Origin of the sequence: Acidovorax sp. Root267 (genome assembly GCF_001429215.1) — a bacterium.
GTDB lineage: Bacteria > Pseudomonadota > Gammaproteobacteria > Burkholderiales > Burkholderiaceae_C > Acidovorax > Acidovorax radicis.
Genome location: NZ_LMJC01000001.1, coordinates 825,855 through 838,192, shown reverse-complemented (window position 1 = coordinate 838,192; position 12,338 = coordinate 825,855). Strand labels below are relative to the sequence as shown.

Here is a 12,338-nt window from a genome sequence, read left to right as displayed (position 1 = left end):
TTACGACCATTGATGAGGTGGTGGCCATCGCCAGCACGCATTGCCGTTTTCTATGAACACTGGAATCCTCTACGCCGCCCTGGCCTACACCGCCTGGGGCCTCTTTCCCCTGTATTTCAAACAGGTGGCAGATGTGCCCTCGCTGGAGGTGGTGATGCACCGCACGCTGTGGTCGCTGGTGTTTGTTTTTGGCGTGTTGATGGTGCGCAGGCAATGGTCCTGGATGGGGACTGTGCTGCGCCAGCCCAAAGTGCTGGCGGCATTTGCCTTGTCAGCGATGCTGCTGTCGGGTAACTGGCTTACCTATGTGTGGGCGGTGCAGAACGAGCATGTGGTGGACGCCAGCCTGGGCTATTTCATTCTTCCGTTGGTGAATGTTGCGCTGGGCTTTGTCTTCCTGCACGAGCGGCCTCGCCCAGGCCAGTGGCTTGCAGTGGCAGTGGCCGCTGCCGGGGTCCTGTGGTTAGCCGTGCAGGCTGGGCGCTTGCCCTGGATTGCACTGGTGCTGGCCCTGAGTTTTGGCTTCTATGGCTTGTTGCGCAAGGTCGCCGTGCTGGGTGCTCTGGAAGGTCTGGCGCTCGAAACCCTGGTGCTTGCGCCGGTGGCCGCCATCGTGCTGGGCTGGTGGGTGTGGCAGGGAGAAGGTGCGCTGGTGCAGGGCCCTCCCACCACCATCGGATGGCTGTTTCTCGCAGGCCCCATGACAGCGGTTCCGTTGCTGCTGTTTGCGGCGGGCGCCCGCCTTATTCCGATGTCCACCTTGGGCATTCTGCAGTACATCTCGCCCAGCCTGCAGTTCGCGCTGGGCGTGTGGCTTTTCCATGAACCGTTCCAGCCTACGCGCTTGGTAGGTTTTGTCTTGATCTGGGCTGCGCTACTGGTCTACACCCTGGAGGGCTGGTGGACGCGTCGCCAGGTTATCGCGGCCTGACGGCGTCGGTCTCCAGGCGCGCGAGTGAAGATCGGGAAGCTTGACCCACGGTGAAAATCACCTTTGTGCGGGCTTGTCTGCACGGCCTGAGCTACTGGAAAACACGGAGCGCGACCGTGTCAGTTCTGCGTAAGATGCGCGGGCCTGCCTGCCGGGTGTCGGTTCCTGCAGCTAGCGCATTTCGGTGAGCTGTCACCCGAACGAACCTGGGCCCAGGCCTGCCTCCACATGTTTTTTGGTCGCAAGAATCCGTTTTCGACGACGGACGCCTTCCCCCTGTCCGACGCTGTCATGGAGTTCGATGACTCGTCTTCGGCCTCGGTGCGCCCTGCACGCCGCGCGCTGGATGGCGTGGGGCCGCGAAACGGACGCAGCGCGGGTGAGAAATGGCTGATGGCGTTGGGGCTGATGGGCCTGTACGGGCTGGCGGTGGCGGCGTTTTGCACACTGGGCGTGGTGGACCTGCTGGTGCTCGCCGTGTTCGGTGTGCTGGTCGCTGTGGTTTGTACGGCCTTTTGGGGTATTTTTCGCTCGGGCCTCTACCAGAAGATTCGCCATCGCCACCTGAAGTTGGCCATGGTGGCCACAGCGCTGATGTGCATGCTCGGGCTGTTTTATCTGGCCCCGGTCACGCAGATCCTGCTGGCGCCGTTCACTTTTGTGGCTGTGGCTTATGGCATTTTCACCGTTCCGCGATCCACCCTGCTCGCCCTGTCTGCTTGTATGTTGTGCCTGTATGCCGTGGTGATGGGGCTGCACTACCTGGAGCAGCAAAACGAAGCGCTGCTGCGCCTGGAGGCGTTGCATTGGCTGGCGTTGGCGGTTTCTTTGCCTGCCTTCATTGCGCTCATGGGCCGGGTACAGCGCCTGTACCGCAGCCTGTACCACGCCAGCCGCAAGATCAAGAATATCCAGGAAGACGCCCAGCGCGACCCGCTGGTGGGATGCTTCAACCGGCGCTATGTGTTGGCCGCGCTGGAAGAACAAAAGCAGTTGGCTGACGAAAGTGGCATCCCGCTGTGCCTGGCCGTGCTGGATATTGACCATTTCAAGCGCATCAACGACGAGCTGGGACATTTGGGGGGCGACGAGGTGTTGCGCACCTTTGCCCGCATTGCACAGCAGGGCGTTCGCGGAGGCGATGTGTTTGGCCGCTATGGGGGTGAAGAGTTTCTGCTCATCTTCCCTGGCACGTCGTTGCTGCCTGCGCTCAATACCTGCGAGCGCATTCGTGCCCAGGTCGAAACCCATGCCTGGAGCGGTTTGCTCAAGGGCCGGGTGACGGTTTCCATTGGCGTCACGCAGTATATTTTGGGCGAGTCGGTGCTGGAGTTCTTCTCACGCGCCGATACCGCCATGTACATGGCCAAGGAAGGCGGGCGCAACCAGGTGGTGGTCGAAGAGCCGGTTGCCAGGGGGCATTCGTTGCTGCCCGCATCCAGCGCCCACTCTTTTCTATGAGGTGCAGGGCTACTCCTGAGGGTACATCTCAAAGCGAATTGACCCATGCTTGCGCAGCCAGGTTTCCGCGCGGATCAGTCGATGCTTTCGCAATAGTGGTCATATAAACCGTGCGTTCCCTGGGGATGCATTCGTCAAGGTCGACCCGCCGCGAGCACGACCGCCTCGATGACGCGGCCAACCTCCCCATCAGTCATGCCTGGAAAGATGGGAAGTGCAAGCGCCTGCTGCGCGTGGGCCTCGGCATGGGGGAGGTGCACCTCGGGAAAGCACTTCAGATACGCCGGTTGCCTGTGGATCGGATCGCTGTAGTAGATCCGGGTTTGCACACCTTCTTGTGCCAGCATTGCGCGCAGCCTGTCGCGCTGTGCGCACCGCAGGACAAAGTAGTTCCAGGCGTGTCCATCGTGATGGTGAGGCAGTGCAATGCCGGGAAGCCTGCCCATGCCCGCCAGGTAACGCCGCGCGATGCTTTTCCGTTGGCTCAGCCAGGTGTCTAGCTGGCTCAGGCCTTGCGCCAGCGCCGCAGCCTGAAATTCATCCATGCGGCTGTTGTAGCCAACCTCGGAATGGCATCCTGCGTGCAGCCCGTGATTGCGCAGCGACATCGCACGGTCAACGAAATGTGCATGGCGGCTGGTCAGCGCACCGGCGTCGCCCGGCGCGCCCAGGGTTTTTGTGGGGTAGAAACTGAGCGTTCCAACGTCGCCCAGGGTGCCGGCCTGCAGCAACCCCTGACCTTCAACATGCACCTGGGCACCCAGCGCCTGCGCGGCATCCTCTATCAGCGGCACCCCCATCGCGCGGCAACTCTGTGCGATGGCTGGAATCGCACTGGCATCGCCAAACAACGGAACCGCCATCACTGCGCGGGTGCGAGGTGTGATGCAGGCAATCACTTCCGGTTCGCCACAGACGAAGTCGTGGGCCTGGGAGTCGCACAGCACCGGCACGGCCCCTGTGCGGACCACTGCTTCAAAGCAGGCAAAGAATGTGTAGGAGGGGAGAACGACTTCATCACCAGGTTCCAGGTTGAGCAACCGGAGCGCGAGCACCAGGGCATCGGTTCCCGAATTCAATGCAACCACTGGGGTTTCCAGTCTGGCGGAGAGGGCTTGTTCAAAGCCGCGCACATGCTGCCCCAGGATGTACTGGCCACTTTCCAGAATTTCTGCAAACGCAGCACCGAGGCCAGTTGCATTCGCAGGCACCTGCCAGGGGCTGCGAAAAAAGGGCACCGTCATAGCCTTGCCGCGATCGCGAGGGCGCGGCGGGCAGCGGTTGCGCCCTCCATCGCGCTGGCCAAATGCGAAGGCTGTCCTTTGAGCATGCTGTGAAAGGCCGTGTATTGGCGTGTGAGTGCGTCCGGTTGGGTCGGCTCTGCGCGGTGCGACAGGGGCAGTTCGCAGACGGCCGTGGCTTTGTGCCAGCGGATGGTCGCACTGGAAGAGTCCGCGCCATGGAGTGCGTGGAAATTCACGACGGTCGACCCCATCGCCACCTGTGCGGAGACGCCGTCGCCGTGCTCCTGGACGGAAAGGATGTGAAACGAGTCCGGTGTGTGGCAGCGCAGCAGGTGGGCGGCCAGATCCAGGTCGTGGACCATCAGGTCCAACACCACCGAATGGCTGCACCCTGGAAGGCGCGACTGCCGTGAAAACACGATGCTCCCCGGCGTTGTGTCCCACGGAGCGGACATCAGCGCCTGATTGAAGCGCTCGATATGTCCCGTGAAGAGCCGGCGACGGGTCGCCTGGGCCGCATCGAGCATGGTGTCGATCTCCGCCTCTGAGCTCGCCATGGGTTTCTCTACCAGCACATCGATCCCCCGGTGCATCAACGCGATCGCAATCTCGGCGTGGGTATCTGCGGGGGTCACCACCGAGGCAGCCTCCACGTCACGGGGGAGGTCATTCAGGGACGCGATGGCGTTGAAGCCGTCGGCTTGCGCTGCATTGCGGGCACCGGGTTGGGGGTCGACCACACACAGCACTTCGAACGCAGGGTGTGCCTGGGCACGCAGGGCATGCACGCGCCCAAAGCGGCCATAGCCAATCACTGCGATGCGGGTGCGGTTCGCCATGGGGTCCACTTCAGCGCTGGGGTGCGAAGGACTGCACCAATTGCCTCAGGTGCTGGGCCTGGATGACGTGCTTGTAAATACCTGCCAGACGTCGCTCTTCGCCAATGCGCTCGAAACTGGGCATCGCGTCGGGGATCTTGCCGTCCTCATAGGGGGTGCGGCGCGCTGTGTACAGGCACTCTGTGGCGAACGCTTGCTGCCCATAGCTATCCAGCATGGTCTTGAGCTCTTGCTCGAGCACTGGACTGCAACGCCGGGCGTAGTCCTGCATCTTGGCGAGTTTCTGGGCCAACTCTGGCGCAGACAGTGTGATCTTGACCTCGGCCTGTTCCTCGTGGGCGGGATCACAGGGGTGGCCGACCAGTGGAATCTCCAGGTTGCGGACCTGCCGTCCGGCCTGCCCCATCTGCTGCACCAGACAATTTGCCAGTACCCGGCACAGGTCGTGCGTTGGGTTGTAGCCCTCTGCCTGGTCGGACACCAGCACATCGATGCCCTCTTGCAGGGCGGCCTGGGTGAGCTGGGTCAGCCAACCGGCAAACGGGGATGGTGCGGTGCCGAGCAAGGCTTGGTACACCGCAGCGTCTGACACCGGCTCCAGCCAGTCGCGGCGCACGCGAACGCCGATGTCGGCCAGCAGATCCTGAGTGTCGCTCAGGCGTGCCTGCCCGATGGAGCCGTCACCGTTCGTCAGGATCACCACTTGGGGCTTCACTCGGCGCACCCACTCAAAAATGCGCAGTTCGTGGCCCGGGTGGGCTACCAAAAGAAGAGGCTTCATGGTCGTTGGGGTTTAAGTGCTTCGGTGCGCCCCGAGCCAGCGCAAGGGCGCGGTCAGTCGCCAGGACCAGCTGGCGCGCAATGCGCCAATTTGCCCCTCCAGATCGGCCGCAAGGGCCTTCGTGGCAGCCAGTTCCAGCGCCTGTGGATCGAGGTGGGGATGGGGGGCGGGCGCTGGCGGGTCGGCGATGGGCGAGGTCGGGCTGTGCCGTGCCTTCAGCGATTCGACCCGTTCGAGCAGGATGCCGGTTTGCACCGCCACCTGTGCAACGCCAAACGGCATGAGATTGTCTGCAACATGCTGGGCGAACTCGCGGAGTTCTTCCTGAGGGCTGACCGGGCGGCGGGTGGCTTCGGCATGGACGATGCGTTGTGCCAGGCGCTCCACGGCGTCCGCAGTGGCGGCCAGTGATACATGCTCGCGTACGTAGGCGCTCACGGCCTGCGCATCTGGCGCACAGTAGCGTTGTATCTCCTGCTCGATGGCATCGCGGTGAATGCGCTGTTGCATCAGCCGGCGTCCAAAGTTCCAGCGATGCCATTCCTTGACGTTGCCTGGCGTGACCATGCCTGCCAGGCCCGTGCCTTCGTTGAGCAGGATGACAGCACAGCCCACCGCCATCGCCTCCATGGCACAGCGGGCCTTTGCAAACACCAGGTCAAACTGCGCCAGGACTTTTTCTGGAGAAGCCTCCTGCCGCCCGACGCCTTTTCCAATGACCTCCAGCGATATGCCAAGCGCCGCGCAGGCTGATCGGATGGCTGCGGTTTCTTCGCTCTCTGTGGAGTAATTGCTGAATATCGCCGCGCGCAGCGGTTTGGCGGGCAACGGTGGGCGAGGGCGAAATCTTTCCAGGTCGACGCCATTGGAAATGATTTCTAAAGACGATCGCGGAATGCCATTTTCGAGATACAGGCGTTCCGCACAATTCTCATCTACCGCCACATGTTGCCGAATGCGGGTCAAGCGCGGCGGTTTTCCGTGCAAAGCTGTGCGGTCGTGGCAAATGAATATGGCCGGGGTGGACAAAAAATGCGCCATGCAGGCCACTGTATCGTCGCGCATATTTCCGATAATGATGTCCGGCGGTTCGGACATACAAGACAACTCGGCAATACAAGCAATACAGCGCGAGCGCAGTTCGTCCGCCAGATCACCCATGATGGGGGCATACACCACGATGGAATGGCCACGCTGGTGCAGGGCGAGTGCAAGATCGCGAACAAAAAGCTCTGCACCGCTGCGATATTGCATGCCGCACACTGCAATAAGGATTTGCACAGGGGACCTTTGAACTCTGGGATGTCTGAAGGCGAAGCTGTAGCGGGCGCTTGCCAGTAAAGGAAATGATACGCGATGGGCCTCCAGCACTACTGGCAGCGGCTTTGCAAAGGCCGAGCGGTGCAAGCACCCTTGCCAGCCCTTCCCCCCATGCCGATCATCGTCGGCTCACCCCGATCGGGGACCACCCTTTTGCGGCTGATGCTGGATGCACACCCCGCGCTCGCCATTCCGCCAGAGACAGGGTTTCTCGCCATGCCCCTGGACGGTTTTGGCACACCCGATCAGCGCACCTGGTTTTGCAACGCCGTCACGGGTTTTCCTCCCCACGCGCCGGGATGGGCGGACTTTGGCATCGACCGGGCTGCTTTTTCACAGGCTCTGGAATGCGTCGATCCCTTCAGCCTCCCCGACGGTTTCCGGGTGTTCTATCGGATGTATGCCGCCAGGTTCCACAAGACGCGGTGGGGCGACAAGACGCCGCTGTATGGCCTGCACATGCCCTATCTGCAGCAACTGCTGCCGGAAGCGCATTTCATCCACATCGTTCGCGATGGGCGGGCATGCGCTGCCTCGCTGCGGGATCAGTGGTTTTCACCCGGGAGATCCATGGCTGTCCAGGCGCGGCACTGGCGGGACAACGTCACCACCACAAGAAGCAACGGCGCGCAGTGCCAGAACTACCTGGAACTCCGCTACGAAAACCTCATTGCCAATACCGAAGCAGAACTGCGAAGGGTGTGCGATTTCATCCGGCTCGATTTTGATACCGCCATGCTGGATTACCACACCCGAAGCGGAGAGCGGCTCCAGGAGCACAAAGGTCGTGTCACCGCAGATGGTGCGGTCATCGTGTCCGAAGAGCGGCGGCGAGCGCAGCAGGCCAGAACCCTGCAGGCACCAGACCCGCAATTGCTGGATGCCTGGCGCAGCATCTTGTCAGCGGATGAGATCCTCGAATTTGACGCGGTTGCGCATGACTTGCTCAGGGAGCTGGGCTACATCGCCTGATGCGGCGGCCTGCGCCTGCACACATCGCCGGCACTGTCACGGCACGATGTGCCCAGGCATGAAGTACAGCAGCACGCTGGTCATCACCAAATAACGGAAAAACTTGCCCACTGCCATGTACGCCAGGCAGGGCCAGAACGGTAGCTTCAACCACCCCGCCACAGCGCACAGCGGGTCGCCCACCACGGGCAGCCAGCTCATCAGGCAAGCGCGCGCGCCAAAACGCTGGAGCCAGTGGAGGGCGCGCACGTCGGTGGCGTTGCCACGGGCCTTGTCCACCGCCTTGTGGGCGCCCAGGCCCATCCACCAGCTCACACCACCGCCCAGCGTGTTGCCGACCGTAGCCACCAGGATGGCGGGCCAGAAGAGTTCGGGGTTGATCTTGATCAGGCCGAACACTGCAGGCTCCGAGCCCAGCGGCAGCAGCGTGGCAGAAATGAACGCCACCACAAAAACCGTGCTCAGGCCGAACTGCGGCAGCGCAAGCCATTCCAGCAGCTGGTGCATCCAGATTTCCATAAGCGGCAAGTGTAGGGCGGTGCAGCCGGTGCTTTCTTGCCAGGGGGCGCCGTCCTACGCCGGTGCGCGCCATCTGCGCATGGCCTGTAGATGGCGTCTTTCGTATCGTGATACCCACACCGTCCCTCAAAAAATCCACACGGAGGAGGCCCCATGCACAGTTTTCAACCCCATGTCGTTACTGGCAGTCCGGCCCAGACGGGCCTGCCGGTAGGTCCGCGCTGGGCACCGTTGGTCTTGGCACTGCTGCTGGCCGCATGTGCACACAGCCCACGGGCTGCGGTGCCCGAACTGTCCGCCGCCGAGGTGCCGACCGCCGCCATCACCACCTGCACCGAAACACCGTCGGCGCGCGCGGCCTTGCAGCGTGCTGGCCAGGAGCTGCAGGCGCAAGGCATGGTGCTGCAAGCCACCTGCCCGGCGGCTGGCGGTGGCTGGGTGGTGAAGGTGCGTGTGGTGGACGGAATGAAGGCCAGCAAGGTGGTGCGTGGGCCGCTGGCAGATGGGCATGACGTGGACATGGGCACGCCCGCAGGTGTGGAGCTGGCAGGCGCGGCAGCGGCTGCGCAGGGCTTTTCGCCCGATGTGCGGCACAACCGTGATTGGCTGCGCGCGATGATGGCCCGCCATCAGTTCGAAAACACCCCGGATGCCTGGTGGCGCTTTGCGCAGCGCGGCACTGCACCTGTGCGCACCGCAGACGCCGACCTCGCTGCACGATGAGCTTGCCCAGCCGGGACAGCTTGATGGACGCGGGGTCCCACGGAGGCGCTCCCGTCCAATTTTTCAGGGGGCAAAACATTTCATTTGCTGAAATTTTCAGCAGGTACAATCCTGCCTCCTTTTTCAGCATCTGCTGCTGCCTCTATCTCACCCCCCGTCCATGCACATCGGCCACATTCCTTTGGCGAACCGGTTGTTCGTCGCCCCGATGGCGGGCGTCACCGACCGGCCGTTTCGCCAGTTGTGCAAGGCTCTGGGGGCTGGGTATGCGGTGAGCGAGATGGTGACCTCGCGCAAGGACTTGTGGAACAGCCTCAAGACCTCGCGCCGGGCCAATCATGAAGGGGAACCGGGGCCCATTGCCGTGCAGATCGCCGGCACCGATACGCCGATGATGGCCGAGGCCGCGGTCTACAACGTGGAGCGTGGCGCGCAGATCATCGATATCAACATGGGTTGCCCGGCCAAGAAGGTGTGTAACAAGTGGGCGGGCTCCGCGCTGATGCAAAACGAAGCCCTGGCGGTGGAAATTGCCGAGGCCGTGGTGCAGGCCTGCGCGCCCTTCAACGTGCCCGTCACGCTGAAGATGCGCACCGGCTGGTGCCAGGAGCACAAGAACGCGGTGCAACTCGCGCGGCAGTTCGAGGCCGTGGGTATCCAGATGCTCACCGTGCACGGCCGTACGCGCGAGCAGGGTTACAAGGGCCATGCGGAGTACGACACCATCGCTGCCGTCAAGGCGGCAGTGAAGGTGCCCGTGGTGGCCAATGGCGACATCACCTCGCCCGAGAAGGCGCGTGATGTGCTGGCTGCCACCGGCGCTGACGCGATCATGATTGGCCGCGCCGCCCAGGGCCGCCCGTGGATCTTCCGCGAGATCAGCCACTTCCTGGCCACGGGCGAACACCTGGCGCCACCGCTGGTGGCCGAGGTGCGGCGCCTGCTGCTGGATCACCTGCAAGACCACTACAGCCTGTACGGCGAGCTGACCGGGGTGCGCAGTGCACGCAAGCACATTGCGTGGTACCTGCGCGCGCTGCCGGGCGGCGAGGCCTTCAGGCAACACATCAACACGATCGAAGACTGCACCACGCAGTGGCAGGCCGTGGCCGACCACCTGGATGCCCTCGCGCAACAGATGGACCGGCTACCCGCCGCCAGTGGCGTGGATGCAGAACCAGAAGAACAAGAGGGATTGGCTGCATGAGCAAGAAACACATAGAAGAATGCGTGCGCGAGAGCCTGCAGGGCTACTTTCGCGACCTGGGCGGTGAGACACCCGATGGCATGTACGAGATGCTGGTGCGTGTGGTCGAAAAGCCGCTGCTGGAAGTGGTGATGACACACGCCGACAACAACCAGTCCCGCGCGGCCGAATGGCTGGGCCTGAACCGCAACACGCTGCGCAAAAAGCTCGTCGAGCACAAGCTGCTCTGACGCCATTGTGTCATTTGCTATTCAATTTATAGCTGCTAGCGCTTGATGGATAAGCGCTAGAGCCTGTTTTTATTCAAACCCTCCCCACCCACACCATGAACGCACTCCTCTCCGTCTCCGACAAGACCGGCATCGTCGAATTCGCGCAAGCCCTGCATGCCCTGGGCATCAAGCTGCTGTCCACCGGCGGCACCGCCAAGCTGCTCGCCGACAAGGGCCTGCCCGTGACCGAGGTGGCCGAGGTCACCCAGTTCCCCGAGATGCTGGATGGCCGCGTGAAGACGCTGCACCCCAAGGTGCACGGCGGCCTGCTGGCGCGCCGCGAGCTGCCCGAACACATGGCAGCGTTGAAGGAACACGGCATCGACACCATCGACCTGCTGGTGGTCAACCTCTACCCCTTTGAAGCCACCGTGGCCAAGGCCGGCTGCACGCTGGCCGACGCCATCGAGAACATCGACATCGGCGGCCCCGCCATGGTGCGCAGCGCCGCCAAGAACTGGAACGACGTGGGCGTGATCACCTCTGCCGACCAGTACGACGCTGTGCTGGCCGAACTGAAAGCCGGCGGCAAGCTCTCCAACAAGCTGCGCTTTGCGCTGTCGGTGGCCGCGTTCAACCGCATCGCCCAGTACGACGGCGCCATCAGCGATTACCTCTCGTCCGTCACGTTCGAAGAAGACAAGCTGTCGGAAACCTACGTGCCCACGCGCGCGCAGTTCGCCGGCCAGAGCAACGGCATCTTCACCAAGGTGCAGGACCTGCGCTACGGCGAAAACTCGCACCAGCAGGCCGCGCTGTACCGCGACCTGCACCCCGCACCCGGCTCGCTGGTGACGGCCGAGCAGGTGCAAGGCAAGGAGCTGTCGTACAACAACATCGCCGACGCCGATGCGGCGTGGGAATGCGTCAAGAGCTTCGAGGCGCCTGCCTGCGTCATCGTCAAGCACGCCAACCCCTGCGGCGTGGCCGTGGGCCTCGATGCCCTCGATGCGTACAGCAAGGCCTTCCAGACCGATCCCACCAGCGCCTTCGGCGGCATCATCGCCGTCAACCGCACGCTCGACGGCGCGGCCGCAGCGCAGATCAGCAAGCAGTTCGTCGAAGTGCTGATGGCCCCCGACTTCACCGCCGAGGCGCTGGAAGTCTTCAAGGCCAAGGCCAACGTCCGCCTGCTTAAGATCGCACTGCCACCGCACGCCTCCAAGACCGACCAGCTGACCGACTGGCAGCGTGGCCGCAACGCCATGGACGCCAAGCGCATCGGCTCGGGCCTGCTGCTGCAGACCGCCGACAACCACGAGCTGTCGCTGATCGACCTCAAGGTCGTGACCCAGAAGCAGCCCACGCTGGAGCAACTGGAAGACCTGTTGTTCGCCTGGAAGGTGGCCAAGTACGTCAAGAGCAACGCCATCGTGTTCTGCAAGGGCGGCATGACCATGGGCGTGGGCGCCGGCCAGATGAGCCGCCTCGATTCCGCCCGCATCGCCAGCATCAAAGCCGGCCACGCCAACCTGTCGCTGCAGGGCACCGTGGTGGCCAGCGACGCGTTCTTCCCCTTCCGCGACGGCCTGGATGTGGTGGTGGATGCAGGCGCCACCTGCGTGATCCAGCCGGGAGGCTCGATGCGCGACAACGAAGTCATCGACGCTGCCAACGAGCGCGGCGTGGCGATGGTGTTCAGCGGCGTGCGCCACTTCCGCCACTGACCCTCAGCGAGCAGCCCAACTGTGAGACTTACGCAGGAGAAGCGATGACGCTGGAAGACGACTCGCCTGAACTACCAATTCCACAGGAAGCTCTGAACGACCCAGGCGCCTTTGAAATCATGCGACTGTGGGCTGGTGGTGGCCAATTGCACGTGATGATCAACAGTGGCTTGCAAGGTGGGGCGGAAGATTTCGGGGAGCTGTTGGCCGATCTGTACGAGCACGCCGCACGTCTCTATGCCCAACGCGATGGGCAAACCGTCGCTGAATGCCGTGTCCTCATCCTTGAGGACTTTCTTCGCAGAACGCGAGAGCCGAATGTCAGTGTCGAAGGCGAGATACCAAAAGACCATTGACCGATGCTCAAAATTTAGGTGTTTTGACCTGACAGCGCTTGCCAAG

13 protein-coding genes are annotated in these 12,338 nt (G+C 62.9%); 8 read left to right on the top strand and 5 right to left on the bottom strand.

Translation table 11 applies throughout. The annotated features are described in order from the left end of the window. Positions 1–52 precede the first annotated feature (52 nt). Both rarD and ASE39_RS03690 read left to right on the top strand, forming a co-directional pair. Positions 53–931: an EamA family transporter RarD gene (rarD, locus tag ASE39_RS03695; protein WP_057270204.1), complete on the top strand. Its 879-nt coding sequence runs from the start codon at positions 53–55 to the stop codon at positions 929–931. Between the two features lie 228 nt (positions 932–1,159). Beyond that, positions 1,160–2,392, top strand: coding sequence for a GGDEF domain-containing protein (locus ASE39_RS03690; protein ID WP_057270203.1), 1,233 nt, complete (start codon positions 1,160–1,162; stop codon positions 2,390–2,392). A gap of 134 nt (positions 2,393–2,526) precedes the next feature. Here the strand turns inward: ASE39_RS03690 and ASE39_RS03685 are convergent, their stop codons facing one another. Genes ASE39_RS03685 through ASE39_RS03670 form a run of 4 tightly spaced genes read right to left on the bottom strand, consistent with a single transcriptional unit; the run spans position 2,527 to position 6,510 of the window. Beyond that, on the bottom strand, positions 2,527–3,636 hold the full coding sequence (locus ASE39_RS03685; protein WP_057270202.1) for a DegT/DnrJ/EryC1/StrS family aminotransferase: 1,110 nt from the start codon (positions 3,634–3,636) through the stop codon (positions 2,527–2,529). Next, positions 3,633–4,475, bottom strand: coding sequence for a Gfo/Idh/MocA family oxidoreductase (locus ASE39_RS03680; protein WP_140426671.1), 843 nt, complete (start codon positions 4,473–4,475; stop codon positions 3,633–3,635). The genes ASE39_RS03685 and ASE39_RS03680 overlap by 4 nt, the downstream gene beginning before the upstream one ends. A 10-nt stretch (positions 4,476–4,485) precedes the next feature. Continuing rightward, a complete protein-coding gene (locus ASE39_RS03675) occupies positions 4,486–5,256 on the bottom strand; it encodes a hypothetical protein (protein ID WP_140426670.1) in 771 nt (256 codons plus the stop codon). A 12-nt stretch (positions 5,257–5,268) separates the two neighbouring features. After that, the gene (locus ASE39_RS03670; protein WP_057270199.1) at positions 5,269–6,510 is read right to left on the bottom strand and encodes a glycosyltransferase; all 1,242 of its coding nucleotides are present in this window, start codon (positions 6,508–6,510) and stop codon (positions 5,269–5,271) included. A 177-nt stretch (positions 6,511–6,687) separates the two neighbouring features. Here ASE39_RS03670 and ASE39_RS03665 point away from each other — a divergent pair, with 177 nt between their 5' ends. Beyond that, a complete protein-coding gene (locus ASE39_RS03665; protein ID WP_158004232.1) occupies positions 6,688–7,548 on the top strand; it encodes a sulfotransferase in 861 nt (286 codons plus the stop codon). 36 nt (positions 7,549–7,584) lie between these two features. On the opposite strand, the gene ASE39_RS03660 is transcribed toward ASE39_RS03665, so the two are convergent. Next, complete coding sequence (locus ASE39_RS03660; protein WP_199864233.1) at positions 7,585–8,055, bottom strand: YqaA family protein; 471 nt, start codon at positions 8,053–8,055, stop codon at positions 7,585–7,587. A gap of 165 nt (positions 8,056–8,220) precedes the next feature. On the opposite strand from ASE39_RS03660, the gene ASE39_RS03655 reads away from it, so the two are divergent. From ASE39_RS03655 to ASE39_RS25620, 5 genes are all read left to right on the top strand, one after another. Continuing rightward, positions 8,221–8,790, top strand: a complete 570-nt coding sequence (locus ASE39_RS03655; RefSeq protein ID WP_057270196.1) for a D-Ala-D-Ala dipeptidase — start codon at positions 8,221–8,223, stop codon at positions 8,788–8,790. Positions 8,791–8,950: 160 nt separating this feature from the next. After that, complete coding sequence (gene dusB, locus ASE39_RS03650; protein WP_057270195.1) at positions 8,951–9,997, top strand: tRNA dihydrouridine synthase DusB; 1,047 nt, start codon at positions 8,951–8,953, stop codon at positions 9,995–9,997. Then, entirely contained in the window at positions 9,994–10,227 is a 234-nt protein-coding gene (locus ASE39_RS03645; protein WP_010459546.1) for a Fis family transcriptional regulator, read from the top strand. Before dusB ends, ASE39_RS03645 begins: the two co-directional genes overlap by 4 nt. A 95-nt stretch (positions 10,228–10,322) precedes the next feature. Further along, positions 10,323–11,936: a bifunctional phosphoribosylaminoimidazolecarboxamide formyltransferase/IMP cyclohydrolase gene (gene purH, locus ASE39_RS03640; protein ID WP_057270194.1), complete on the top strand. Its 1,614-nt coding sequence runs from the start codon at positions 10,323–10,325 to the stop codon at positions 11,934–11,936. 44 nt (positions 11,937–11,980) lie between these two features. Then, on the top strand, positions 11,981–12,292 hold the full coding sequence (locus ASE39_RS25620; protein ID WP_199864232.1) for a DUF5076 domain-containing protein: 312 nt from the start codon (positions 11,981–11,983) through the stop codon (positions 12,290–12,292). Positions 12,293–12,338: the final 46 nt, after the last annotated feature.

Coding starts and splice junctions, on each gene's coding strand:
- rarD (WP_057270204.1), top strand. CDS start 53: ATGAACACTGGAATCCTCTACGCCGCCCTGGCCTACACCGCCTGGGGC.
- ASE39_RS03690 (WP_057270203.1), top strand. CDS start 1,160: ATGTTTTTTGGTCGCAAGAATCCGTTTTCGACGACGGACGCCTTCCCC.
- ASE39_RS03685 (WP_057270202.1), bottom strand. CDS start 3,636: ATGACGGTGCCCTTTTTTCGCAGCCCCTGGCAGGTGCCTGCGAATGCA.
- ASE39_RS03680 (WP_140426671.1), bottom strand. CDS start 4,475: ATGGCGAACCGCACCCGCATCGCAGTGATTGGCTATGGCCGCTTTGGG.
- ASE39_RS03675 (WP_140426670.1), bottom strand. CDS start 5,256: ATGAAGCCTCTTCTTTTGGTAGCCCACCCGGGCCACGAACTGCGCATT.
- ASE39_RS03670 (WP_057270199.1), bottom strand. CDS start 6,510: ATGCAATATCGCAGCGGTGCAGAGCTTTTTGTTCGCGATCTTGCACTC.
- ASE39_RS03665 (WP_158004232.1), top strand. CDS start 6,688: ATGCCGATCATCGTCGGCTCACCCCGATCGGGGACCACCCTTTTGCGG.
- ASE39_RS03660 (WP_199864233.1), bottom strand. CDS start 8,055: ATGCACCAGCTGCTGGAATGGCTTGCGCTGCCGCAGTTCGGCCTGAGC.
- ASE39_RS03655 (WP_057270196.1), top strand. CDS start 8,221: ATGCACAGTTTTCAACCCCATGTCGTTACTGGCAGTCCGGCCCAGACG.
- dusB (WP_057270195.1), top strand. CDS start 8,951: ATGCACATCGGCCACATTCCTTTGGCGAACCGGTTGTTCGTCGCCCCG.
- ASE39_RS03645 (WP_010459546.1), top strand. CDS start 9,994: ATGAGCAAGAAACACATAGAAGAATGCGTGCGCGAGAGCCTGCAGGGC.
- purH (WP_057270194.1), top strand. CDS start 10,323: ATGAACGCACTCCTCTCCGTCTCCGACAAGACCGGCATCGTCGAATTC.
- ASE39_RS25620 (WP_199864232.1), top strand. CDS start 11,981: ATGACGCTGGAAGACGACTCGCCTGAACTACCAATTCCACAGGAAGCT.